Source organism: Arthrobacter sp. MMS18-M83, assembly GCF_026683955.1.
Lineage (GTDB): Bacteria > Actinomycetota > Actinomycetes > Actinomycetales > Micrococcaceae > Arthrobacter.
Genome location: NZ_CP113343.1, coordinates 3611959 through 3637312, shown reverse-complemented (window position 1 = coordinate 3637312; position 25354 = coordinate 3611959). Strand labels below are relative to the sequence as shown.

21 protein-coding genes are annotated in these 25354 nt (G+C 63.2%); 2 read left to right on the top strand and 19 right to left on the bottom strand.

Going from position 1 to position 25354, the window contains the following annotated elements:
- Window positions 1-5: 5 nt before the first annotated feature.
- From OW521_RS17270 to OW521_RS17210, 13 genes are all read right to left on the bottom strand, one after another.
- Window positions 6-152, bottom strand: a complete 147-nt coding sequence (locus OW521_RS17270) for a hypothetical protein (protein WP_268020810.1) — start codon at window positions 150-152, stop codon at window positions 6-8.
- On the bottom strand, window positions 149-4180 hold the full coding sequence (locus OW521_RS17265; RefSeq protein WP_268020809.1) for an AAA family ATPase: 4032 nt from the start codon (window positions 4178-4180) through the stop codon (window positions 149-151). Before OW521_RS17265 ends, OW521_RS17270 begins: the two co-directional genes overlap by 4 nt.
- Window positions 4181-4307: 127 nt before the next feature.
- Complete coding sequence (guaA, locus tag OW521_RS17260; protein ID WP_268020808.1) at window positions 4308-5915, bottom strand: glutamine-hydrolyzing GMP synthase; 1608 nt, start codon at window positions 5913-5915, stop codon at window positions 4308-4310.
- Between the two features lie 107 nt (window positions 5916-6022).
- Window positions 6023-6541, bottom strand: a complete 519-nt coding sequence (locus tag OW521_RS17255) for a DUF3817 domain-containing protein (protein ID WP_268020806.1) — start codon at window positions 6539-6541, stop codon at window positions 6023-6025.
- The gene (locus tag OW521_RS17250) at window positions 6538-7371 is read right to left on the bottom strand and encodes an SURF1 family protein (RefSeq protein WP_268020805.1); all 834 of its coding nucleotides are present in this window, start codon (window positions 7369-7371) and stop codon (window positions 6538-6540) included. Before OW521_RS17250 ends, OW521_RS17255 begins: the two co-directional genes overlap by 4 nt.
- Window positions 7372-7436: 65 nt before the next feature.
- Window positions 7437-7925 (bottom strand): PTS sugar transporter subunit IIA, encoded by a 489-nt coding sequence (locus OW521_RS17245; protein ID WP_268020804.1) that lies wholly within the window; start codon window positions 7923-7925, stop codon window positions 7437-7439.
- A 38-nt stretch (window positions 7926-7963) separates the two neighbouring features.
- Window positions 7964-9724 carry a glycerol-3-phosphate dehydrogenase/oxidase gene (locus tag OW521_RS17240; RefSeq protein ID WP_268020803.1) on the bottom strand — a complete coding sequence of 587 codons (1761 nt, stop codon included), beginning with the start codon at window positions 9722-9724 and terminating at the stop codon, window positions 7964-7966.
- Window positions 9725-9828: 104 nt separating this feature from the next.
- The gene (locus OW521_RS17235; RefSeq protein WP_265976874.1) at window positions 9829-10965 is read right to left on the bottom strand and encodes a GuaB3 family IMP dehydrogenase-related protein; all 1137 of its coding nucleotides are present in this window, start codon (window positions 10963-10965) and stop codon (window positions 9829-9831) included.
- Between the two features lie 132 nt (window positions 10966-11097).
- Window positions 11098-12609, bottom strand: a complete 1512-nt coding sequence (guaB, locus tag OW521_RS17230; RefSeq protein WP_268020802.1) for an IMP dehydrogenase — start codon at window positions 12607-12609, stop codon at window positions 11098-11100.
- Window positions 12610-12792: 183 nt separating this feature from the next.
- A complete protein-coding gene (locus OW521_RS17225; RefSeq protein WP_268020801.1) occupies window positions 12793-14745 on the bottom strand; it encodes an acyltransferase family protein in 1953 nt (650 codons plus the stop codon).
- A 353-nt stretch (window positions 14746-15098) separates the two neighbouring features.
- Complete coding sequence (gene groL, locus OW521_RS17220) at window positions 15099-16709, bottom strand: chaperonin GroEL (RefSeq protein WP_234749153.1); 1611 nt, start codon at window positions 16707-16709, stop codon at window positions 15099-15101.
- Window positions 16710-16794: 85 nt separating this feature from the next.
- Window positions 16795-17091: a co-chaperone GroES gene (gene groES, locus OW521_RS17215; protein WP_265976870.1), complete on the bottom strand. Its 297-nt coding sequence runs from the start codon at window positions 17089-17091 to the stop codon at window positions 16795-16797.
- Between the two features lie 223 nt (window positions 17092-17314).
- The gene (locus OW521_RS17210; RefSeq protein WP_268020800.1) at window positions 17315-17725 is read right to left on the bottom strand and encodes a hypothetical protein; all 411 of its coding nucleotides are present in this window, start codon (window positions 17723-17725) and stop codon (window positions 17315-17317) included.
- A gap of 77 nt (window positions 17726-17802) precedes the next feature.
- On the opposite strand from OW521_RS17210, the gene OW521_RS17205 reads away from it, so the two are divergent.
- Window positions 17803-19038: a class I SAM-dependent methyltransferase gene (locus OW521_RS17205; RefSeq protein ID WP_268020799.1), complete on the top strand. Its 1236-nt coding sequence runs from the start codon at window positions 17803-17805 to the stop codon at window positions 19036-19038.
- 6 nt (window positions 19039-19044) lie between these two features.
- On the opposite strand, the gene OW521_RS17200 is transcribed toward OW521_RS17205, so the two are convergent.
- Window positions 19045-19863: a shikimate 5-dehydrogenase gene (locus OW521_RS17200; protein WP_268020798.1), complete on the bottom strand. Its 819-nt coding sequence runs from the start codon at window positions 19861-19863 to the stop codon at window positions 19045-19047.
- 227 nt (window positions 19864-20090) lie between these two features.
- On the opposite strand from OW521_RS17200, the gene OW521_RS17195 reads away from it, so the two are divergent.
- Window positions 20091-21242, top strand: coding sequence for a glutamate--cysteine ligase (locus OW521_RS17195; protein WP_268020797.1), 1152 nt, complete (start codon window positions 20091-20093; stop codon window positions 21240-21242).
- A 6-nt stretch (window positions 21243-21248) separates the two neighbouring features.
- On the opposite strand, the gene tsaD is transcribed toward OW521_RS17195, so the two are convergent.
- Genes tsaD through alr form a run of 5 tightly spaced genes read right to left on the bottom strand, consistent with a single transcriptional unit; the run spans window position 21249 to window position 25321 of the window.
- Window positions 21249-22376, bottom strand: a complete 1128-nt coding sequence (gene tsaD, locus OW521_RS17190) for a tRNA (adenosine(37)-N6)-threonylcarbamoyltransferase complex transferase subunit TsaD (RefSeq protein WP_268020796.1) — start codon at window positions 22374-22376, stop codon at window positions 21249-21251.
- Window positions 22373-22813, bottom strand: a complete 441-nt coding sequence (gene rimI, locus OW521_RS17185) for a ribosomal protein S18-alanine N-acetyltransferase (RefSeq protein ID WP_268025940.1) — start codon at window positions 22811-22813, stop codon at window positions 22373-22375. The genes tsaD and rimI overlap by 4 nt, the downstream gene beginning before the upstream one ends.
- Before the next feature lie 44 nt (window positions 22814-22857).
- Window positions 22858-23529 carry a tRNA (adenosine(37)-N6)-threonylcarbamoyltransferase complex dimerization subunit type 1 TsaB gene (gene tsaB, locus OW521_RS17180; protein WP_268020795.1) on the bottom strand — a complete coding sequence of 224 codons (672 nt, stop codon included), beginning with the start codon at window positions 23527-23529 and terminating at the stop codon, window positions 22858-22860.
- Complete coding sequence (tsaE, locus tag OW521_RS17175; protein ID WP_268020794.1) at window positions 23529-24104, bottom strand: tRNA (adenosine(37)-N6)-threonylcarbamoyltransferase complex ATPase subunit type 1 TsaE; 576 nt, start codon at window positions 24102-24104, stop codon at window positions 23529-23531. The genes tsaB and tsaE overlap by 1 nt, the downstream gene beginning before the upstream one ends.
- An 11-nt stretch (window positions 24105-24115) precedes the next feature.
- The gene (gene alr, locus OW521_RS17170) at window positions 24116-25321 is read right to left on the bottom strand and encodes an alanine racemase (protein WP_268020792.1); all 1206 of its coding nucleotides are present in this window, start codon (window positions 25319-25321) and stop codon (window positions 24116-24118) included.
- Window positions 25322-25354 lie beyond the last annotated feature (33 nt).

The following is a 25354-nucleotide window of genomic DNA, read 5'->3' as shown; positions in this document are numbered from 1 at the left end:
AATGTTCAGCCCCAGTGTGGAGGCCTTTGCTCCTTGAGCCAAGCGTCGTGATCGTAACCGGGCTCGTCACCCCAGCGGCGTGGATCATCCTCGGAGGCTTTCTTGGGCAGGATGCCTTCTCCTGCCGGCTTCGACTCCGGTTCGGGCTTCAATTCCGTCTTCTCCTGCTTGTCCAGCTGTGTGCCGGCCTCCGCTGCATAATCGTCCGCGGGGTATTTGGCCTTTGTGCTCTTTCTTTCCGGCATTGCGCTTCCTTAGGGGATGGCTGGCCCCGGGCGGGGACCTTGCGTACCGGCGAGTTTGGCTGGAGCCGACTCCGTCTGGCTACGCCGTCCCCCTGGCTGTCCGCCTGAGGGCCCAGTTCCAATTGTTCAACATCCATGTCAAGGAATCCATGCTGGACGGCGCCATAGGAGGGCGCGACCGGCTTTTCGAGTCCAAGGTAGGAGCCGATGCGGTCCGCACACGACGAGGGGTCCGTAAATACTTCGATGGTCCACAAAGACATGTACCGCCAGCCGAGGCGCTCCAGGAGCTGGGGCCGGAGCCTGCTGCGCTCCCGGACGCTCATGCGGCGGTATCGTTCCGTGCCGTCGGATTCAATGGCCACCGGCGTTGGCATTTCGGTGTCATCACGGCCGATGGTGTGCACGGGATCGGCCGCCGCGGCGATGTCCAGCGCTCCGTCGTACTGATGCCACACCCGGGCTCCACGAGCACGGAGCCGCTCGCCCAGATCCGCCACCAACGGATCCTCACCGAGCGCCTGCTCGCTGGCCGCTGCCCTGGTTGCCGGCGTCCCCAGATCCGAATTGCCCGAGAGTTCGCGGTCAAGGAGTTCATGGAAATCAACCGCCCCGTGAGCCAATCTGTCCAGGTCCAGGTCCTCCGGACGGAAGCAGCTCAAGACGTGCAAAGATCTGCGCGAGCGGGTCATTGCCAAAGCAAACTTATTGCGGCCACCTTCGACGGACAGGGGACCGAAACTGTGCAGCGCCCGGCCATGCGGAGTACGCCCGAAGCCCAGGGAGAAGATGATGTGGTCGCGGACCAATCCTTGAGCACGCTCCAAATCCACCACGCGGAAGGACTCGGCAGCCGCGTTGAAGAAACCGGACAGGAGAGGATAGTTGGGCAGCTGGAGCCTAATGGCTTCGCCGATCCTTGCAGCATGGCGCAGGCTTGCGGTCACCACGGCGAGAGAGGTGCGGGGCCGAAGTCTGGCGTGTTCAAAAACCAGATCCACCACACGGTTTACTTCGGCTGCGACCGATTCCACACCTTCGTGATCCGAACCGGGCAGGCCGGTGCCGTCCGGGATGTACTCAACCACAACCGAACGGTCCAGCCCCGTTACGGATTGGCCGTCCGGCAGCCGACGCAGGCCGCCGTCGTAGTAATTCTTGCTCAGCTGCAGTACCAGATCTTCATCAACAGCCCGATACACCCAATTCAGTTGCCAAGTCGGCAAGACGCGGGCCAATGCACTGAAGGCACTGTCCACCGTGTCCTGGCTCGTGACGCTTGCCATGGGAGGCTCCACGGCGACGCTAAAGGTGCGGGCATTGGCAATCTTCGCATCACCGAAGGCGATGATTTGTTCGGCCCGGGCGATGGCCGGCAGCACAGCCTGCAAAGACGTGCTCTCGGCATCAAGTATCACCACTGCGTCGAATTTCTGTTCGGCAGGCAAAAGCCCGGTCAGCAGGTACGGGCTGACGGACCACACCGGCACCAGCCGGGAAACCAAGGCCGGCGCCTGGGCGCTGAGCGCCGAGAGAGTAACGCGGCCATCCTTGATCAGATTCCGCAGGAGTTCTGCCTGGCGCGGATGTTCCGCAATTCCAGCGCGCCACATTTCGGCGAGCTTCCAGCGCAGCCGGGCTCCACCGCTTGCAATATGCGCCTGATCCGCCAGGCGGTACTCGGCTTCGAGACGGCGGAGGGAATCTCCGTCGGACATGGCAAGGTAGTCATCACCACTGATCATGGCTTCCAGGGCGGACTGCCACCAGGCAAGCTCCAGTTCCGCACGAACGGATTCGGCAGGGACTTCGCGCTCCGCCAAATCCGCAAGAAGCTCGCCGAGTCCATGCTCGCGCATGTTCTCGACCAGAAGCGTACGTTCCGGCAGAGTCTCGAGAGTTCCCGTATCCGCGACAAGACGTTCAAGACGCTCCATGAGGGCTTCGTAGCGGGTCGCGTGGAGGTCGCCGCCGTCGGCCGTGTGCTTGAGGCAGTCCCCCAGACGGCGGAGATCCCGGTCCAGCTCACGGTACGTGGCGCCCAAGTCCGCGAGCCCGGATGGCACAGCGGGATGGCGTTGGGTGGTGGCATACCCAGCCCAAAGCGCCCGCTGCTCCTGAACAAGCGCCAAGGAACTGTGCAGATCCGCGATGTGGACACCGGGACGGACGTATTCTTTGGCCACGCGACGCAAGCGGGAGCGCTGCATCGACGGCATCTCGAGGCCCTGCTCACGCCGCCATGCGGAGGTGGCAGTAGCCGAGATCAGATCGTGGACCGGCCGGTCAAAGATATCCGGGGTGAACTTATCCAGGCTTTCCCGTACCGCCATCAACAGCTCAAGTTGCGAGCCCCATTCGGCGAAGTTCGCCCCGAGCCGGATTTCAGAGTGCTCCGCAACTTGGTTCATCCGTTCCCGCAGCTTGGGAAGGTGCTCGGCGGCGGTGCCGGCCAGTTGCTGGGCTTCCTCAGTCTCCTTGCGAGTGACCAGGCGCGCTCCATACCAGGGGCTCGACGTCGATGCCTTGCTGAAGCTGCCAAGTTCGGCGGCGCGGCGCAGCCTTGCGGCCAGCTCAGCGCGGTCTTTGATGTTGTCCAGGACACTGCGCTTCAAGCGCACTGTGGTGGCGGGGGCAGGCTGGATGGAGGTCAGCTCCGCGAGGGACTGCATTGCCTGATAGGGCGAGCATCCCCAGCGCTGGCGGACGTTGTGCAAAGACGCAACATGGTCCATGAGTGCATGGCGGTGCTCGGTCAAGGTCTTGTGAAGATTCGCAAGTTGGGGTTCCAGCGACTTCTCGTTGCGGATGATCGCACTGACCAGTTGGCCCTTGAGCTGCTGGGCCGTGGCACCATTGCCCGGCCTGAACAGCATCGACTCAAGGCCAAGGGCTTCAAAATTGCTGGCGAGGCCATTGAGGCTCGCTCGCCGGTCGCCCACCACCAGTACCGATTTGCCCTCGTTGACAAGCGCGCCGATGGCATTGATGGCCGTTTGGGTCTGGCCGCTGCCTGGTGGGGTGCTGACCACCAGCGAATCGCCTGCTCGGACGGCATCCACGACGTACTGCTGGTCAGCATCGGCATCCAGGAGCAGCGACTCCTCGGCAGGATCCCGCTCGTCAAGTTTCGGGAAGCGCCCGGACTTAATTGGCTCAGGTTCGATGTCCCCTCGGTTGGCGGCCCCAAACAAGGATGCAACGACGCTGCTGTTCTCGTTGATCCAGGGGTCGTCCAAGTTCCCGGACAGATCCGCCAAAGTTGTAATGAGGAGATTGGGGGTTACCTCGGCACCAGGGATCGGCTGCACCAGCGTGGCAAGGCGGTCAAGGACCGGCTGGGGATCGAGGCGCGCGGTGTTGTAGGCCATGCGGCTCACGGCATTGACGTCGAAGACAATTCCATGGACGGTCTTCAAATGCCGGACCAACGCAGGATTGATGCCCGCTTGCTCCGTGAGTTGCAGCTCGTAGTCATCTTCGCCCGGCCGAGCCGTGAGCGAAATGGCTGCCAACATGACAGGAGCAGAAACACGCTGGGGCTTACCCCCGACAGCCGATGTCCAAACGACCGTTCCGCAGGACAAGTACCCGGCGTCGATCCCCCGGTCGTTGCCCAACTCGAAGATCTTCGAGCGAAGGTTCCTGGCTGCACGGGCGGCAACAAGATATTGCTGGCGATCCCGGATCAGGGTGGAAAGACGGGTTCGACGTCCCGCGAGGAGCTGTGCGAGCCCTGAAGGGTGGCCGTTGCTGAGGTCGATCGACCCTTCCGGCGTCTTGACGAAGCGCAGCATCGTGTCCGCGCCAGTCACAGGCTTGAGCCCCGACAGCCATTTCCGGAGCTCTGCAGAGCTCTCCTCATGGCTTTGACCTACTGACACCGCTGCCTTCTTTTCTGTTCTAGCTCGAGACGACTTGGACCAAATCGGCATACTTTCGAGGGTAGCGGGAATCGACCGGCACTCCGCACCGCAACACTGCTGGAAAGGCAAATTACCCGTGATCTCGGGGGAAATGCAAAGTGACCGGTCTCTGGAAAGAGACCGGTCACTCAGAACGCTATTCCCACTCGATGGTGCCAGGGGGCTTGCTGGTGACGTCCAGTACCACTCGGTTGACTCCGTCTACCTCGTTGGTGATCCTGTTGGAGATCCTCGCGAGGAGATCATAAGGGAGCCTGGACCAGTCAGCAGTCATGGCGTCCTCGGAAGAAACGGGACGAAGCACGATCGGGTGTCCATAGGTACGTCCATCACCTTGCACGCCAACGCTGCGGACATCGGCCAGCAGCACCACCGGCATCTGCCAGACATCGTTGTCGAGTCCGGCCGCAGTGAGCTCGGCGCGCGCGATGGCGTCTGCTTTGCGCAGCAGGTCCAGGCGTTCTTTGTTCACTTCCCCGACAATTCGGATGCCAAGGCCTGGACCAGGGAACGGCTGGCGTCCAACGATTTCCTGCGGCAGGCCAAGCTGCGCGCCTACGGCGCGAACCTCATCCTTGAACAGTGCGCGGAGCGGCTCAACGAGTTCGAACTGCAGGTCCTCAGGCAAGCCACCCACGTTGTGGTGGCTCTTGATGTTCGCAGCACCTTCGCCTCCGCCGGATTCGACGACATCCGGGTAAAGGGTGCCTTGAACGAGGAACTTGATGCTCTCGCCTTCGGACGCGGCCTGGGCGATGATGGCCCGCTCTGCTTCTTCGAACGCACGAATGAACTCGCGGCCAATGATCTTGCGCTTCGTCTCGGGATCGCTGACCCCGGCCAGTGCGGAGAGGAAACGCTCCTGCTCGTTTGCCACGTAAAGCTTGACGCCGGTTGCGGCAACGAAGTCGCGTTCGACCTGTTCGGCTTCGCCTTCACGCAGCAAACCGTGGTCCACGAACACGCAGGTGAGCTGGTCTCCCACGGCGCGCTGCACGAGGGCCGCGGCAACGGCCGAGTCGACGCCGCCAGAGAGGCCGCAGATGACCTTGGAATCACCGACCTGCTGGCGGATCCGATCCACCTGCTCTTCGAGGATGTTGCCGGTGGTCCAGTTCGGCTTCAGGCCCGCTCCGTTGAACAAGAAGTTCTCCAGAACCTGCTGGCCGTGGGCCGAATGCTTGACCTCCGGGTGCCACTGCACGCCGTAGAGGTGCTTTTCCTCGTTCGCGAAAGCGGCTACAGGTGCGCCGGCGGTGGTCGCCAGGACCTCGAAGCCTGCCGGGGCAACATGCACGGAATCTCCGTGGCTCATCCAGGTGCTCTGGGAGTCCGGGATGCCCGCCAGGATGGAGCGTGCCTCGCCAACCGTGGTGGCCTCAGTAGCGCCGTACTCGCGCAGTCCGGTCTGTGCGACCTTGCCGCCCAGCGCGTTGGCCATGGCCTGGAAGCCGTAGCAAATACCGAAGACAGGCACGCCGGCCTCGAAAAGGTCTGCGCCAACCCTCGGGGCACCCTCGGCATAAACGCTTGAAGGACCGCCGGAAAGGATGATCGCTGCCGGGTTCTTGGCCAGAAGCTGCTCGGTGGTGAAAGTGTGCGGAACAATTTCCGAGTACACATTCGCCTCACGGACGCGGCGGGCAATCAGCTGCGCGTACTGGGCACCGTAGTCAACAACCAGCACCGGCTTCTGGGAAGTCTGAGCTTCAGAACTGAAGGGTGCGGTGGGAGTAGTCACCATAACAGCCTACTTTGCCGGGATGCCCCGGTGCACCTTGAAACCGGTCGTGAAGCCGGCAAACCGGCCCCGACGTTAGCGATCTCACAATGCCGGCCGCGACCGGCCGATCAGTACCGCTTGGATGCCTGCGGGTTGGCGACCAGTTCCGCTTCTACCTCCGAGTGGAACTTCTTCTCCACAATGAAGGACATGAGCGGAACGACCCCACCCAAGGCAAGGAGGATGAGCTTCGTGAACGGCCAGCGCATGAGGGACCACAGACGGAAGTCCGAGATGAGGTAAACCACGTACATCCAGCCGTGGACGATCAGTACCGTCACGGAGACGTTGACGCCGCCGAGGACCGCCTTCGACTCCGCGTCAGCGAATCCGAAGCCGAAGGGCTGCCCGGTGATGGCGTTGGTCCCCCCGGCAAAAAGGTACACGCCGAACACATAACGAGCCACGAGCTCGGCGCACAGGAGCAAGAGCATGGTGCCGGTGAGGTAAGCCATGACCTTGTAGAACTTCAGGGCCGAGCGGATCTGGGCCGTGGTTCCACCGAAGCGGCGCTTCTTGGCCGTGGCTGGCTTCGGGCCGGAGTCTCCGGACTGTTCGGGCTGGATGGCCGGTTTGGGTTCAATCATGGCTTTACCTGTTCTGGCTTCGTAATTGCCGGCAAATCGTCTGATGGGAATTCGTCGTTGGGCTCTTCCTCTTCGAGGGTACGCCGGTAGTCGTCGGCCACCATGCGCCACCAGATGTAGAGGGCGAATCCTGCAAAGACCACCCATTCCACGGAGTAGAAAAGGTTGAGCCAGTTGATCTGTTGGTTGGGCGGCTGGGCCGGGATATTCAGGGGCTTCAGCTCCGCCGGAAGCGCGAGGGTCTTGCCTGCCGAGGCTTCCGACGTCGCGGCCACGAAGCCCGGATAGCTCGAAATTTCCCACGTGTTGATGAGTTCCGCGACCGAAACCGCGGACGCGCGGCCCGTTCCGGCGTCGACGTTTGGCACTGGCGCCTCGGACGGCAGGAGGCGTCCGGTCAATTCAATAGTGCCCGACGGCGGCGGGCTGGCTTGGGCGGGCTCGGCGACCCAACCGCGCGCCACGGGGATCCAGGTCTTCGGCGAAGCGCCAACGCCGTGGAGAACGGGCGCACCATCGACCGCAAATGCGGTTACCACCCAGTATCCTTTTTGCCCAGCCAGCAGACGGCCCTCCACAAGGACCTGCTTGGCGGGGTCGTAGCTGCCTTTAGCACTGACCATTTGATCCGACACGGACCCAGGAAAGAAGGTACCGGGCTGCAGGACTCCGGTGAGGGGCCTGACTTGCTCCGCGGAGGGATCAACTGGCACGTCACTCTGGGTGGATCTGCCGAACTGCCACTGGCTGAGCAGCACGAACACCCCGGAGAGCAGGAGCGCGAAGACAAGTCCTGCGATCCAGCGGGGCTTCAGAGCGGTTTTCAACACCCCTTAACCGTACTTCGTCAAGCTGTAGAACAGCTAAACGAGAGTGGGGCAGCCTGCCCCACTCTTCAGTGGTCGAAGAACACCAGGCTTGAGTTGATCAGTTCGGCGATGACCTCTGGATCGTGGGCTCGCCGGAGGGATTCCCGGAATGATTCTTTGGACAGCGACCGCGCCAAGGTCGCGAGGACTTCCAGGTGGTCCGAGAATGAACTGGCCGGTGTGGCGATCAGCAGGACCAGGGTGGCCGGACCGTCGCTGGCACCGAAGTCCAATGAGTGTCCGAACTTCGTGACACCAACAGCGATGGAGACTCGGGAGACAAACTCACTGCGGGCATGCGGTAGGCCAATGCCGCCAGGTAGCCCGGTAGCAAGCTGGTGTTCCCGGGAGTTGACGTGTTCGAGGAAGCCCTCGAGGTCCGTGATACGCCCGGCGGCAAAGAGCCGTTCCGCGAGCTGGCCTGCGGCGTCTGTCTTGTCGACCGCTTCCATCTCCAGGATGACGGTCTCCGGCGTCGTCAGTTCGGCATCATACGGGTCCAGTGGTTCCGCCAAGTCGTTTCCCTCCAGTGTGCCCAGCCGCCCCAGGGCGCTCAGCGCAGGGGAACGATGTCATCGACGCCCATGCGCGCAGCATCGGCCGATTCGTCGTCGGGCTGCTGTTGGCTGAGCCGTTCAGCTTCCACCCGGGCCAGGTAGTGCTTGATTTCGCTTTCCCGCTGCGCGTCGCTCCAGCCAAGAATTTCTCCCATCAGCTTAGCGACAACAGGGACCGCGGAAACACCTCTGTCCCACGACTCTATCGAGATGCGGGTGCGGCGAGTCAGGACATCGTGGACGTGACGGGCGCCTTCGTGGGTCGTGGCGTATGCGACTTCTGCCGCCAGGTAGTCGTCGGCACCGGGAAGCGGCTCAGCCATGGCCGGGTTGTCCTTGATGACAGCCAGGACCTCCGGAGTCATCGAACCGTAGCGGTTGAGCAAATGTTCCACCCTGGCGACGTGGATTCCAACCTCATCCGCGGTTCTCCCCCGGCGGTTCCATGCGGCCTTGAATCCCTCGGCGCCCAGCAGCGGGATGGTATCCGTGCAGCTCGCAGGAACACGCTCGTCCATCGCCCGGGTTGCTTCGTCGACCGCATCCTTGGCCATGACCCGGTATGTTGTGAATTTGCCGCCAGCAACCACCACAAGCCCTGGAACGGGGTGTGCCACGACGTGTTCGCGGGAAAGTTTGGCGGTGGAATCACTCTCCCCGGCCAACAGTGGACGAAGGCCTGCATACACGCCCTCGACGTCCTCCCTCGTCAGGGGCCGTTTCAAGACGCGGTTGACGTGCTCCAGAACATAGTCGATGTCCTTGGTGGACGCGGCAGGGTGCGCCTTGTCCAGCTTCCAGTCGGTGTCCGTTGTGCCGATGATCCAATGCCTGCCCCAGGGGATGACGAACAGCACGGACTTCTCGGTCCTCAGGATCAATCCGACGGTGGACTGGAAGCGGTCGCGCGGAACCACGAGGTGGATGCCCTTGGAAGCACGGACCTTGAGCTGGCCGCGATCCGTCACCATTGCCTGGGTCTCGTCCGTCCAGACCCCCGTAGCATTGACCACTTGCTTGGCGCGGACTTCGATGATGCTGCCGTCTTCCTGGTTTTCCACTTTCGCGCCCACTACGCGTTCGCCTTCGCGTACGAACGACACCACGCGCATCCTGTTCACGGCATGGGCTCCGTAGTGTGCCGCGGTACGGACGACGTTGACCACCAGCCTGGCGTCGTCAACCTGCGCATCGTAGTACCGGATGGAGCCGACGAACGCATCGCTCTTGAGGCTGGGGGCTGCCCGCAGTGTTCCACGCCGGAAGAGGTGTTTGTGCATCGGGACGCCACGGCTGTGGCCTGAGGTGAGGCCAAGTGTGTCGTAGAGGAAGATGCCGGCGCCCACGTAGGGCCGTTCCCAAAAGCGCCGGGTCAACGGATACAGGAACGGGACCGGCCGGACAAGGTGCGGCGCGATTTGTTGGATCAGCAACCCGCGTTCCTTGAGCGCCTCCTGGACCAGGGCAAAGTCAAGCATTTCCAGGTAGCGCAGCCCGCCGTGAATCAGCTTCGAGGACCTCGACGACGTGCCTGAAGCCCAGTCCCGGGCCTCGACGATGCCCACAGACAACCCGCGGGTCACTGCGTCCAGGGCAGCCCCGGCCCCGACTACTCCTCCGCCGACGATCAGGATGTCGAGTTCCTGGCCGGGCTCCGTGGTGCCCTTCAGGACTTCGATGGATCTGGCCCGCGCCTGCGGACTCAATGCACCGGCTGATGCATCATCCCTCTGCGAACCATCTGCAACACTGCTCATCGGACGCCTCCCATCGCACAAAGCCCGTAGTTCCCCACACTACTTCTTGTGCGCGGGCTTGGGCAGGGTTTTCACCCGGCGGCCAGGGTGGCCTGGACGGCCGCTTACTGACCCGAGTAAGGCGAGACGACGACGTCGACCCGCTGGAATTCCTTCAGGTCCGAATAGCCTGTTGTGGCCATCGAGCGGCGTAGCGCGCCGATCAGGTTGGACGTGCCGTTGGTGTGGTGGCCCGGCCCGAAGAGCACTTCCTCAAGCGGTCCAACCGTGCCGACGTTGACCCTGTCACCGCGGGGCAGTTCGAGGTGGTGGGCTTCCTGGCCCCAGTGCCAGCCCTTGCCCGGCGCTTCTTCGGCACGGGCCAAGGCGCTGCCGAGCATGACTGCGTCGGCGCCCATCGCGATGGCTTTGACGATGTCACCCGAAGAACCCATGCCGCCGTCGGCGATCACATGCACGTACCGTCCACCGGACTCGTCCATGTAGTCGCGGCGGGCAGCGGCGACGTCGGAAATGGCCGAGGCCATGGGCGAATGGATGCCGAGTGCACGGCGCGTGGTGGTGGTTGCGCCTCCTCCGAAGCCCACCAAAACGCCGGCCGCGCCGGTACGCATGAGGTGCAGGGCCGGGGTGTATCCGGCGGCCCCGCCGACGATCACCGGAACGTCGAGTTCGTAGATGAACTGCTTGAGGTTCAACGGTTCGTGGTTCTTGGAGACGTGCTCAGCCGAGACAGTGGTCCCCCGGATGACGAAAATGTCAACACCGGCAGCAACGACCGTCTTGTAGTGCTCCTGGGTGCGCTGCGGCGTGAGCGAGCCGGCCACGGTCACTCCGGAAGCACGGATTTCCGCGAGCCTGCTGGTGATCAGTTCGGGCTGGATGGGGGCCTTGTAGAGCTCCTGCATGCGCCGCGTGACGGCAGGGCTGGCAGTTTCATCCTCAAGGGCGGAGATCTCGTCCAACACGGATTGCGGGTCCTCGTAGCGGGTCCACAGGCCTTCAAGGTCCAGTACGCCCAGACCGCCAAGCCGGCCAAGGGCAATGGCAGTTTCAGGCGACATGGCGGAGTCCATCGGCGCGGCGATCACCGGCATCTCAAACTTGTAGGCATCAATCTGCCATGAGACGGAGACGTCCTTGGGGTCACGCGTCCGGCGGTTGGGGACGATCGCGATGTCATCCAGGGAGTAGGCACGACGCCCACGCTTGCCACGGCCAATCTCAATCTCATAAGTCACTGCTCTAGGTTATCCCAGTGCGGCGCCATGTACCGGCAGCGAGGCGTCGTAGTGACGAGCAGCAAGGCCGCGGAAATAGGCAAGCCCGCCACCTCGTGACGACGGCGGCGGGCTTGCTTTGAAACAGACTGTCTAGCGTGAACCGTAGTTCGGAGCCTCGACGGTCATCTGGATGTCGTGCGGGTGGGACTCCTTCAGCCCGGCCGCGGTGATGCGCACAAACTTGCCTCGCGCCTTGAGCTCGGCGATAGTTGGCGCACCCGTGTAGAACATGGTCTGGCGCAGGCCGCCCACCAGCTGGTATGCCACCGAGGAGAGTGGACCGCGGTACGCGACGCGGCCCTCGATGCCTTCGGGGATCAGCTTGTCATCGCCGGAAACGTCCGCCTGGAAATACCGGTCCTTCGAGTAGGACGTGTTCTTGCCACGGGACTGCATGGCGCCGAGGGAACCCATGCCGCGGTAGCTCTTGAACTGCTTGCCGTTGACGAAGATCAGCTCGCCCGGAGATTCGTCACAGCCAGCCAACAAAGAGCCGAGCATGACGGTGTCGGCGCCGGCCACGAGGGCCTTGCCGATATCGCCCGAGTACTGCAGGCCGCCGTCGGCGATGAGCGGCACACCGGCAGGGATGGCCGCCTTGGAGGACTCATAGATGGCCGTGATCTGGGGGACGCCAACACCGGCAACAACGCGGGTGGTGCAGATGGAGCCCGGACCAACGCCCACCTTGATGCCATCGGCACCGGCGTCGATCAGCGCCTGGGCGCCTTCGCGGGTGGCAGCCTGACCGCCGATGATGTCCACGTGTGCGGCAACGGGATCGGACTTCAGGCGGGTGATCAAGTCCAGGACGCCCTGCGAGTGGCCGTTGGCGGTATCCACGAACAATGCGTCCACGCCGGCGTCAATCAGCGTCATGGCCCGTTCCCAACCATCGCCGAAGAACCCGATGGCGGCGCCGACCCGGAGGCGGCCTTCCTCGTCCTTCGTTGCGAGCGGGTACTGCTCGGCCTTGGTGAAGTCCTTGGTGGTGATGAGGCCCTTGAGGCGCCCCTGCTCGTCGACGAGGGGCAACTTCTCGATCTTGTTAGTGGCCAACTTGTGCGAGGCCTCTTCGCGGCTGATGCCAACGTGGCCCGTGATGAGGGGCATCTTGGTCATGACGTCGCTGACAAGCCGCAGCGGGAAATCGGACTCGGGCACAAAGCGGGTGTCTCGGTTGGTGACAATACCCAGCAGGCGGCCATCCGGGTCAATCACCGGGAGGCCGGAAACCCGGTAACGGGAGCACAGCTCGTCCAGTTCCTGCAGGGTCGCTTCCGGGTGGATAGTCAGGGGGTTGGTGATCATCCCGGACTCGGAGCGCTTGACTCGGTCAACGTGATCGGCCTGGTCTTCGATGGACAGGTTGCGGTGGATCACGCCAAGACCACCCTGGCGGGCCATAGCGATGGCCATGCGTGACTCAGTCACGGTGTCCATGGCGGCGGACAGCAGGGGCGTCTGAACCGAGATGCGCTTGGATATCCGGGAGGAAGTGTCGGCCTCGGACGGGATGACGTTGGTGTGCCCAGGCAGCAACAGGACGTCGTCATAAGTCAGGCCAATAAAGCCAAAGGGGTCGTGTTCGGGCTGGGTCATGAGTGCGCCTCTTACCTTGATTCTTGGGGTTGCTCTGGTAGGGGTTGCAGCTGATGACCAGCCCGTCATTACGGGACTGGCCTGTGCAGAAAGGTTCTGAATAAATAGTAGAACCTCGCCGCCGATCCCCATATTCCGCACGGGCAATGTGAGCAACGGCACCTTAGGCCGCGCCACCTCTTGCTATCCGTCCAATGAAGGCCACCCCGTGGCAGCCATGAACGCCTTCTCGAAGTACGGAGTCAACGTCTTCATGTAGGTGGCGGTCACATGGTTGTCGTCCTTATAGACCATGACGTTCCCGATCACGGCCGGACAGTTTGCATCGGGGCAGAAATATTTGGAGAGATCCAAGATTTTCGTGTCGGGGAGTTCCGCGGCCACCGCCGCCGTGGGGGAATCCTCAGAGTAGATTTCGGCACGCTGGGAACCACAGGCTATATATGCTCCGGGGTTCTTCTCAAGGCAGGCCGGAACGGGTTGCGCTGTGCGTGGAGTGTCTCGGAGGGCAACCACTTGGATTCCCGCGTCGTTGAGCGTCTTCACCTCCGTGACCCATGAAGGATCGAGCCGTTCGGGGATGTTGCTCTGCGCATTGGTACGCGTGCTGGTTGTCACCACAACATCCGGCTTCATCTTCAGGACCTCTGCGAGCGTGGCCTTGTTGAAGTCAACGCAGCTCTGCGTGATGTCTGCCGCGGTGTCCTCGCCAAGTGGGCAATATCCCTTGGTGATGGACGTAAGGCTCCAGTTGTTCTTTGCGGCCATGGTCAGCAGCGGCGTGTTCAGCACGTGGGCGTGCGAGCTGCCTATGACGACGACGTTTTTCGTCCCGTTCGTGATCCCGTTGGTGCAGCGATTAACGAAGTCCTGCGCGTCGGTAGTCCCCTTGCAGGGGGTCGGGAAAACCGGCCAGTCAGCATCAACAGAGGTCATGCTTGGAACCAAGGGCACGCTCGGATCGGGGGTGTACACGAGATCCCCGCCAACAGCTGCTGCGCCAGGGTTGCGGGTTCCCGCGCTTGCTTCCAGCGCCCGGTTTGTCTGCTCGATCTGCAGGGGCCAACCCGTGAGCGGCAAGATGGCCACGGTCGCTACGGCAACCAGCGAAATCACGCTCCTGCGTCGATTGACCTCGGGCCACGTCCACTCCCGCCACGGCTTCTCGACGAACTTCGTGGTCAAAACCGCCAAGAGGAGAGCGCCAATGATGATCACAGTGCCGGACAACCAACCGGCGTGCGTCTTTCCAGACCATGCCAAATAGATGACCAACATGGGCCAGTGCCAGAGGTAGAGGGCGTATGAATTGTTGCCCATGCGGACCAGCGGCTTGGAACTGAGAATTCGGTCGACTCCGAACCGGCTGTCCGTCTGTCCCGCCGCGAGCAAGCATGCCGCGGCCAGGGTGGGCCACAATGCGGCCCACCCAGGGAACGCCGCCTCGACATCGAGAATGAACCCGCAACTGAGCATCGCCAGGATGCCGATCCACCCAAGGACGATCCTCGCTGACCTCGGGATTTTCACCATGGGAAGGAAGAGGGCCAGAAGTGTTCCGAGGGCAAACTCCCACAGCCTGGCCCCCGTCGAAAAATACGCTGCCGATTGGTCCGTTGCGGTGAAAACCACCGAATACACCAGCGAAACAAGGAAGACCAAGCCGAAGATGTAGCGAAGAAGGGGAACGTAGGCGAGCCGGTACCGCCTCGCCACCCAGCTTGCTCCCACCAGGATGATCGGCCAGACGATGAAGACCTGTCCTTGGATGGACAGCGACCAGAAATGCTGGAGCGGGCTGGCCAGGCTGTGGTCCGCCGCATAGTAGTTGACTGCCTGGGACTGCAGGAGGAAGTTTTCGACGTAGAAGAGTGAAGCCCAACCCTGCTGGATGGCGTCCAACCAGCGCGTGGCCGGCATGAAGACGTAGGTTGCGGCCAGCGTTCCAACGATGACCGTCACTGCTGCGGGCAAGAGCCTGCGGAAATGGTGCAGCCAGTGCCTGATCAGCGCCGTTTGGCGCCCATCCGAGTACCGCCTGGTGAACTGCAGCGTCATGAGGAATGCAGAGATAAGGAGGAACACATCGACGCCGCCGGAGACCCGATCGAACCAAATGTGATAGGTGACAACCATGAGCACGGCAACAGAACGAAGCCCTTGGATTTCGGGTCGGAACGCCGTGGATCTTACCGGCCCCCTTTGGTGCCGAGTGGGCGCAATTGGGCGCGTGGTTGTCAAAGTCTTGCCTCCAGGGTGCTACTCAAACCGCCTACCCTACTGATTCGAAACGTTCACGGTCAATTGAGGCCGGGTTGAACGACCTTCCTTTGATCCATTAGGACACAGGCGGCTGGGAGCTTCCGGAACGTTCTCTGGGCCAATCCTCCATGCCGTTCTGCGAGTGCTGTGTTGTCATCACGCGTCACCGCAAACGCAAGAAGCCCGGCCCCCAAGGGGACCGGGCCTCGCGCATCAAACAACCAGGATTAGTGGCTGTGGCCTGCGTGCTCGTCTTCCTCGGCCGGCTTCTCGACAACCAGGGTCTCGGTGGTGAGAACCAGGGCTGCGATGGAGGCGGCGTTCTGGAGTGCGGAGCGGGTGACCTTGACGGGGTCGATCACGCCAGCGGCGATCAGGTCCTCGTACACGCCGGACTTGGCGTTGAAGCCGTGGTTGTCTTCCAGCTCGGCAACCTTGGCGACGACGACGTAGCCGTCAAAGCCGGCGTTCTGCGCGATCCAGCGAAGCGGCTGGGTCAGCGCGCGGCGGACGATGCCGACGGCGGCAGCCGCGTCACCTTCGAGGGCCTTGACGGCAGCGTCCTCGTCCAGCGCCTTGAGGGCGTGGATGAGGGCAGAGCCGCCGCCGGACACGATGCCTTCTTCAAGGGCAGCACGCGTGGAGGACACTGCGTCCTCGATACGGTGCTTCTTTTCCTTGAGCTCAACCTCCGTGGCTGCACCGACCTTGATGACGCCGATGCCACCGGCGAGCTTGGCAAGCCGTTCCTGCAGCTTTTCCCGGTCCCAGTCGGAGTCGGTGCGGGTCAGCTCGGCACGGATCTGGGCGACGCGCGCTGCGACGTCCTCAGCCGTACCGGCGCCGTCAACGATCGTGGTGTTGTCCTTGGTGACGGTGATGCGGCGTGCAGAGCCGAGGACCTCGAGGCCAACCTGGTCCAGGGACAGGCCGAGCTCCGGGGAGACAACCTGTGCGCCCGTCAGCGTGGCGATGTCCTGGAGCATGGCCTTGCGGCGATCACCGAAGCCCGGGGCCTTGACTGCAACGACGTTCAGGGTGCCACGGATGCGGTTCACGATCAGCGTGGACAGTGCCTCGCCGTCGATGTCCTCGGCAATGATGAAGAGCGGCTTTGCTGCCTGCAGGGCCTTCTCAAGGAGCGGCAGGAATTCCTGCAGCGAGGAGATCTTGCCCTGGTTGATCAGGATGAGCGCGTCTTCGAGGACAGCTTCCTGGCGTTCCGCGTCAGTGACGAAGTACGGGGACAGGTAACCCTTGTCGAACTGCATGCCCTCGGTGAGGACCAGTTCGGTCTGGGTGGTGGAGGACTCTTCGATGGTGATGACGCCATCCTTGCCGACCTTGCCGAAAGCCTCGGCAAGCAGTTCGCCAACCTCGTCGCTCTGGGCGGAGATCGCCGCAACGCTGGCAACCTGGGTGCCTTCTACTTCGCGGGCGTTCTCCAGGAGGCGGGCAGCAACGGCCTGGACTGAGACCTCGATGCCGCGCTTGATTTCACCGGGGGCGGCGCCTGCGGCAACGTTGCGCAGGCCTTCCTTGACGAGTGCCTGTGCCAGCACGGTGGCCGTGGTGGTACCGTCGCCTGCGACGTCGTTGGTCTTGGTGGCGACTTCCTTGGCCAGCTGTGCGCCAAGGTTCTCGTACGGGTCGTCCAGCTCGACTTCACGGGCGATGGTCACGCCGTCGTTGGTGATGGTGGGTGCGCCCCACTTCTTGTCCAGAACGACGTTGCGGCCGCGCGGGCCAAGGGTCACCTTGACGGTGTTGGCGAGCTTGTCAATGCCTGCTTCGAGCGAGCGGCGGGCAGCGTCGTTGAACGCTAGCTGCTTTGCCATGGTTGTGTCCTTTCAAGACGGAAAACCCGCACCGCCGATCAGTCAGAAGAAGTTCGACTCGATCTGCGATGCGGGATCCAGGAAATTACTTAACGACGATCGCCAGAACGTCGCGGGCGGACAGAACGAGGTATTCGTTGCCGCCGGTCTTGACTTCAGTTCCGCCGTACTTGGAGTAGAGGACGACGTCACCAACGGTTACATCGACGGGGACGCGGTTGCCGTTGTCATCGAAGCGGCCGGGGCCAACTGCAACAACTTCGCCTTCCTGCGGCTTTTCCTGTGCAGTGTCCGGGATAACCAGGCCGGAAGCCGTGGTCTGCTCTGCTTCGAGCGGGCGGACAACAATGCGATCCTCGAGAGGCTTAATGGAGACCGACACTCGGATCTCTCCTTTACGTGAGGTAGTACATGGACTATCAAACCAGGGGTGCCGTGGCGGGCTTACCGTCGTCGCGGTGCCGGTAAGTGCCTGGCGGCATGATTAGCACCCGCCTAGGGAGAGTGCTAATCAAGACTCTATGTAAGCATTAGCACTCGGTCAAGGCGAGTGCCAGAATTCCGTCACGGGTGAACGGCGGCAGGGCCACCTCCGGCCCACACGCTCATTGCCCGGCGAGATCGTCGAAGTCCACGTCCTCGCCGTCGTCGTACTCTTCTTCCGGCGCCGTTCCGCGGCTCAGGTAGAGCAGTACACCGCTGGCGAGCGCGACGACGCCGGACACCACCAGCCCGACGATCGCGCCGATACGGGCACCTGTGTAAGTGTCCCGGATGTCGCGGGCCTCATCCGTGGCGTCCTCGATACTCTTTCCGGTCATGGAGTAGGTGGCCGCGTTGAAGGAGTCGAGGAAGAAAATAATGATCAAGAGCGCGATGCAGACGGCGGCAATCGCAGCACCCACGATGAGCGCAGGACGGGCATACTTCGAGAGATTTCCGGCGAAGGGACGTTTATCGGAGGCGGAGGGAGAACCATTGGCGTCGTCAGGCTGGCGTACTGGGTTGTCTTCCATGGCATCAACCATATCGGCCCAGATGCTCTCGGAGCCCCCTCCGCCCCGTATGACGGGCGGCCAGTAGGCTGGTTCCCATGGCTGACACACCCCAAGACCAGATTGCCCCGCTGCTGACAACTGAGGGTTGGGAACTGCTGGCGTCCTTGGGACCATATCGCGATAGCGAAGCATTCGCCCTGAATGCGCGGCTGCGCAAAGACGGCCACTCCCCAGCACTCGTGGCCGCGGTACTCACCCAGTCCAGGCTCCGCACCCGGGCCGAGGCCAAGTTCGGCGAATTCGCCCGGCAGATGCTCTTCACCCAGGCCGGCCTGGAACAGGCCACCCGGCTCAATGTGGCGGCCAGGCACGCCGAACGCTTCGCCAAGGCAGGCACGCGGCATGTGGCGGACCTGGGCTGCGGACTTGGAGCCGATTCCATGGCCATGGCCTCGATGGACATCAAGGTCACTGCCGTGGAACTCGACGAGACTACCGCCGCCTGCGCCACCATCAACCTCATGTCTTTCCCGCACGCAACGGTGGTGCACTCCGACGCCACGTCGGTTCCCCTCGACGACGTCGACGGCGTGTGGCTCGATCCGGCCCGCCGCACGACGTCGTCGTCGGGCACCAAACGGATCTGGGATCCGGAGGCGTTCTCGCCGCCATTTTCCTTCGTTGAATCGCTGGCTGCTACCGGCAAGTCCGTCGGCGTCAAGATGGGCCCGGGGATACCGCATGAATCGGTTCCGGCTGGCTGCGAGGCGCAGTGGGTTTCGGTCGGAGGGGACGTCACCGAGGTGACGCTGTGGTTCAACGACGTCGCGCGACCCGGCATCCGCCGGGCGGCCCTGGTCCTCGGGTCGCAAGGCGCGGCCGAGATCACCAGCGGCGAGGATTTTGACGGCGGCCCGGTGCCCGACGTCGGACCGGTGGAGGGATACTTGTACGAACCGGACGGCGCCGTGATCCGGGCGGGCCTGGTAGCCGACGTCGCGCTGCGGCTCGGCGGCCACTTGGTGGACCAGCACATTGCCTACATTTGCGCTCCGGAACTGGTGGAGACCCCGTTCGCCCGCGCCTACAAAGTCATGGAACTCATGCCGCTGAACGTCAAGGCCCTCAAAGCGTGGGTCAAGGCCAACGGTGTTGGTGTCCTGGACATCAAGAAGCGCGGCACCTCTGTCACCCCCGAGGAACTGCGGAAACAACTGCTGCCGGCCGGAAAAGTCCCGGCAAAGGCACGCGGCAACAAAACAGCCACCCTGGTCCTCACCAGGATCGGCGAGGAAAAGGTAGCTGTTGTGGTGGAGCCGGTAGCTTCCTGAACAGGGCTACTGGGCGCGCGTGAACTCTTCCGCCGCGGCCACTTGCTCCGGTGTCGGGGTGATTCCCGTGTAAAGCACGAACTGTTCAAGCGCTTGGATGGTGGCTACCTCGGCGCCGCTGATCAGGGTCTTGCCTGCCGCGCGGCCGGCCTTGATGAGCGGGGTTTCCGCGGGGAGGGCGACGACGTCGAACACCACGTGCGCGGCCGCCACCGCCTCCTCGGGGAAGGACAGGGAGCCGGACTCAGGTCCGCCGGCCATTCCGATAGGGGTCACGTTGACGAGCACGTCCGCCGTCGACTCCCCTACTTCGGCCTGCCAGCCGAAGCCATAGAGCCCCGCAAGGGACTGCCCGAGCTTTTCGTTCCGGGCAACGACGGTGACTCGCGAGAATCCAGCGTCGCGGAAGGCCGCTGCGGTGGCCTTGGCCATGCCGCCGGAGCCGCGGAGCAGCACGGACGACGCCGGGTCGATCGCATTGCGCTCGATCAGCTGGGCGATCGCCGTGTAGTCCGTGTTGTAGGCCGTCAGAACACCGGCGTCGTTGACAATCGTGTTGACCGAATCGATAGCGGCGGCCGATACGTCCATGCGATCCACGAGCGCGATGACGTCTTCCTTGTAGGGCATCGAAACGGCGCAACCGCGGATGCCCAAGCCGCGCACGCCGGCGATCGCGTTGGCCAAGTCCGTGGGGGCGAAGGCCTTGTAGATCCAGTTCAGGCCCAGCGCCTCGTACAGGAAATTGTGGAAGCGCGTTCCGTTGTTGCTCGGCCGGGCCGAGAGGGAGATACAGAGCGTCATGTCTTTATTGAGGATCGGCATAACGGGGCTTCCTTCACGTAGCGGGGTTCTGTGCCCAGCCTAGACGGGGCGCTAGCCTTGGCGCGCCTTGAAGCGCGGATTCAGCTTGTTGATGACAAGGAGCTCGTTTTCCTGAGGTTTCCTCCCATGCGGTACCGTACCGCCCCTGCATTAGACTTGAGCCAACCGCTGACGGCCCCACGGCGGGCGTTGCTCAGGCATTTTGGCATATCACCGAGGGGACCTACGTGCAGATTGATTTCGCTCCATCCAAGCAGTCGACACTTGGGGTGGAATGGGAGCTGGCGCTCGTCAACGCACGCACCGGCGAATTGGTCTCGGTCGCGAATGAGGTCCTCCGCGGCGTGGCGTCCCGGCATCCGGACCTGAACGAAGACGACGAGCATCCGCACATCAAGCGGGAATTGCTCCTGAACACCGTGGAACTTGTGACAGGCGTGTGCAACACCGTCAAGGAAGCCAAGGAAGACCTAGCCCGGTCCCTGCAGGCCGTCAGGGAGGTTACGGACCCCATGGGTGTGGAGCTTTTCTGCGCCGGAAGCCATCCTTTCAGCCCGCCGCAGCTTCAGCCGGTCTCGGACAAAGAGCGCTATGCCAAACTGATCGACCGCACCCAATGGTGGGGGCGGCAAATGGTCATCTACGGAGTCCACGTCCACGTCGGCCTGGACCGGAGAGACAAGGCGCTCCCCATCCTCGACGGTCTGGTCAACTACTTCCCCCACTTCCAGGCATTGTCCGCCTCAAGCCCTTTCTGGGGCGGCGAAGACACTGGCTACGCGTCACAACGCGCCCTCATGTTCCAGCAGCTGCCCACGGCCGGATTGCCTTTCCAGTTCCCCAGCTGGGCTGAATACGAGTCCTATGTCCAGGACATGTTCACCACAGGAGTGATCGACACCCTGTCCGAAATTCGCTGGGATATCCGTCCCGTGCCGAATTTGGGCACCATCGAGATGCGCATTTGCGATGGCTTGGCCACTCTCGAGGAAGTCGGCGCTGTTGCCGCCCTGACCCAGTGCTTGGTGGACGAGTTCTCCACCATCCTGGACAACGGCGGCAGCATTCCCACCATGCCGCCATGGCATGTCCAGGAAAACAAGTGGCGCGCGGCCCGCTACGGCATGGAGGCGATCATCATCCTCGATGCCGAAGGCAATGAGCAGCTTGTCACCGATCACCTGAAGGAAACCCTCCTCCGGCTGGCGCCCATCGCGGAAAAGCTCGGCTGCTCGGAGGAATTGGCCGACGTCGAAAAGATCATCACCCGCGGTGCGGGCTACCAGCGCCAACGCCGCGTCGCTGCCCAGCACGACGGTGATCTTCATGCCGTCGTCCAGGACCTCGTACAGCAAATGCGGTCCGTGCCGACCGCCTAGCGGCGCCTACACCGAAACCGTAGTGACCGGCAGGGAAGAATCCGGAGCAAAAGCGACGCCGCTTGGACCGATTCCCGCCATGATGAGCTGCGACCCCAAGGCCGCAACCATGGCGCCGTTGTCGGTGCACAGCGACAACGGCGGCACGTGCAACGTGATCCCCGCTGAGCTGCACCGCTGCCCTGTCAATTCGCGGAGCCGGGAGTTGGCTGCAACGCCACCGCCGAGCAGGAGATCCGTAATGCCGTTCTCCTTGCAGGCCAGCACAGCCTTGGAGGTGATGACGTCCACCACTGCTTCTTGGAATGCGGCGGCGATATCGGCTACGGGGACGTCCTCGCCGCGCGCTTCGAGCTGCTCTACACAGCGCGCGACGGCGGTCTTGAGCCCGCTGAAGGACCAATCGTAGCGATGCGGTCCCGGCTCTTCGACGGTTCCCATGTACTTGGGTTGGGTCAAGCCGCGCGGGAAGCGGATGGCCTTGGCGTTGCCCTGCTTGGCGAGTTTGTCGATGGCCGGCCCGCCGGGGTAGCCAAGGCCCAGCAGCCTGGCCACTTTGTCGTAAGCCTCGCCTGCGGCGTCGTCGATGGTGGAACCCAGCATCTCGACGTCGTCCGTGATGCTGCGGATACGCAGGATTTCCGTATGTCCACCGGAAACCAGCAACGCACCGAGGTTCTCCGGCAGCCGCCCACCGGCGCCGAGTCCTGCAGCGCCGCCCACGTTTCCGTCAAGGAGCCCGACGCCGACGTGGGCAACCAAGTGGTTGATGGCATAGAGCGGTTTGCCCGTGGCAACAGCGAGGGCCTTCGCAGCGCAGACACCCACCATGAGCGCACCTGCCAAACCAGGCCCGGAGGTCACGGCGATCGCATCGATGTCGTCCAGCGTCACTCCGGCCTCGTGCAGGGCTTCCTGCAGCGTGGGGACGAAGGCGTCCAAGTGCGCACGGGAAGCGATCTCCGGAATGACGCCGCCAAAACGGACATGCTCATCCATCGAGGAGGACACTGTGTTGGTGAGCAAGCTCGTGCCCCGGACAATCCCTACGCCGGTTTCGTCGCAGGAGGACTCGATCCCCAGCACGAGCGGCTGGACGGTGTTGGAGTGGTTCAGGTGGCTGTGCAGGTTCACGCCGGGATCCCTTCAGCCAATGTCAGCCTCATGATGAGGGCGTCCGTGCCGTCACGGTAGTAGCGCCGCCGCACGTGGATCTGCTCGAAGCCGAACCGCACGTACAACGCCTGGGCGCGGGGATTGTCGGCACGGACCTCGAGAAGGACTTCGGTCGCGCCGCGCCCTCGGGCCTCCTCAATGAGTTCGGTGAGGATAGCGGAGCCGATCCCCCTGCCTTCGAATTCGGGCACGACGGCGATCGTCTGCACATCTGCGATTGGCTCGATACACATGAGGCCGGCGTAGGCCACAATCTGCCCGCCGGCTTCGGCCACTACGTAGCGGCGGGTATCCACTTGGGCAAGTTCATCGAAGAACATCTGCATCGGCCAGGCATCCACCGGGAATAGCCGCCGTTCCAGGGCCTCGACGGCGGTGACGTCGTCGGCGGTCATGTCACGCAAGGTCACGCCGTCGAGTTTGAACTGGTGCGAGGCACTCACAGGGCACGCTTCCTGGGACCGGGCACTTGAGCATCCGATTCCCGCAGGTACAAGGGCGTGGAGTCCGGCAGCTTTCCGCCAGCCGCGATCAGGGCCATGGCGAACTGGCCCAGTGAGGCGGCGTCGGGTTGGGTGGTGCTGAATTCCTCGTTCGCGTTGACGACGTCGGCGTAGATGCCGCCGCCGGCCCCGAAGACGGGAAGATCGGGCAGTTCCGAGGCGAAGCCCACATGTGGGCCGTCCACGAGTTCGGGGAGCTGGCCTTCATTGAGCGTGTAGCGCGCCCAGTAGACCTCCTTGCGGCGGGCATCCGTCGCCACGAGGAACTCGGCCTGCGCCTCGGTGGATTCTGCCACTTCCAAGGCGATCGCGTGGAGGCTCATGAGGCCGAATAGCGGTTTGTTCCAGGCGAATGCCAATGTGCGGGCGGTCGCGATCCCCGAACGGAGCCCCGTGAACGGACCAGGCCCGACGCCGGTGACGATAAGGTCGATATCTGCCGCGCTGACACCGGCGTCGCTCAGGAGTTTCTCAATGCCAGGTGCCAGGACCTCGGCGTGGCTGCGGGTGTCTTCGGTAGCGAAGGATTCCACCACGCCCTCCAATGCATCGTCCGAGATGAGTGCAGCACTCGCCACGGCCGAAGTATCAATGGCCAGGATCAGCATCAGGCGTTCTCTTCCAGTATTTCGGGGATGGTGCTCCAACGTGGGCCAAAGCCGCGGAAAACGATAGTGCGTGGTTCGTCGTCGTCCTCGGGGTCGAAGTCCAGCACCGCATCCCGACCCGCTTCCGGGGTGGCGACCGCCGCATCCGAGCCACCGACGGTCCGATGCATCTCGATGTCCAGGCGGCTGTCCGAAAGATGTTCCACGCGTTCGCGCCCCCACTCGACCACCGTCACGGAGCTGTCCATGGTGTTTTCGAGGTCGATGTCGTCGATCTCCGCTGCGGAGGCAAGCCGATAGGCATCAACGTGGACCAGATCAGGCCCGCCGGGCCGCGGACCGTTGGGCAGGTTGGGGTGAATGCGCACCAGGACGAACGTGGGCGAGATGACCCCGGCGCGGACGCCCAGGCCTTCGCCGAGTCCCTGGGTGAAGGTGGTCTTGCCTGCGCCGAGTTCGCCTGTCAGGACAAGCAGGTCCCCGCGCTCAAGCACCCCACCGAGTGCCGAGCCCAAAGCGTGTGTCTGCTCCGCCGTCGCGACCGTGACGGTGCGCTCCCACACTGCCTCACTCACGGATGTCCCGCTCACCGGGCATCCGCTTCCGGAGTCTCATTAATGTAGATCCGCGGGACCCGGGGGCTGATGCGGGTGACGATCTCGTAGTTGTTGGTGCCCGCCGCGGCGGCCCAGTCGTTCGCCGTCGGGCCACCATCGGCGCCGTCGCCAAACATGACGGCTTCGGCACCCAGCAAACTCGCTGCCTCCACCCCCGCATTCCCGAGGTCAATCACCATCTGGTCCATGGCAATCCGCCCCACAACGGGGTAGTTGACTCCGTTGACGCGCACCGGCCCGCCGGTGGCGACGCGCGGCACGCCGTCGGCGTAGCCGAGCGGAATGAGGCCCAGGGTGCTCTCGCTGGAAGTCCGATAGTTGAGTCCGTAGGACACACCTTGGCCCTCGGGCACTCGTTTGCAGTTGGACACAAGGGTGCGGACCGTCATGGCGGGTCGGAGGCCCAGCTCCGCGGAGCTTTGTCCTTCGAAAGGCGACAATCCGTACAGTCCGAGCCCCACGCGGACGAGGTTGAAGTGGGCGTCCGGGCGGGAAAGCGTGGCCGGCGTGTTGGCCAAATGCCGCACTTCCGTGTCCACCCCGGCGTCCTCGGCCACCGCGATCGCTTCCCGGAAAGCCGCCAATTGCTCATCGGTTTCCGGGCGGTGGGGTTCGTCGGCGACGGCCAAGTGGGAGAAAATGCCCACTACGCGCAGGAGGCCTTCGTCCTGGTATTCCATGGCCTGGCCCACCAGTTTGTCCCATTGGTCGATCGTCGCGCCATTGCGCCCCAAGCCAGTGTCCACCTTCAGGTGAATGCGGGCCGGACGTTCCTGTTCGCGTGCCGCAGCGACCACGGCGTCCAGTTCCCAGCCGGAAATCCCGACGTCGACGCCGGCGGCAACTGCCGCCTGGAAGTTGCTTTCGGTGGTGTGCAACCACGCCAGCAGGGGTGCGTCGATTCCGGCAGCGCGGAGCGCCAGAGCCTCCGAAATATGGGCGACACCGAGCCAGCTGGCACCGGCGTCCAGGGCTGCGCGTGCCACCTGGATGGCTCCATGTCCATAGGCATCGGCCTTGACCACGGCCATGACGCTGGCAGGCGAGGCGATAGCCACGAATTGGCGCACATTGTGCCTGACAGCATCCAAGTCGATGACGGCTGATCGTTCGAGGACCGTTGCCGAACCCGATTTCGTCGCGGGCTCGAAACTGGCAGCTGCTTCGTAAGTCACCTCACGATTCTAGTGCCGCCGCAGCGCAGGGAT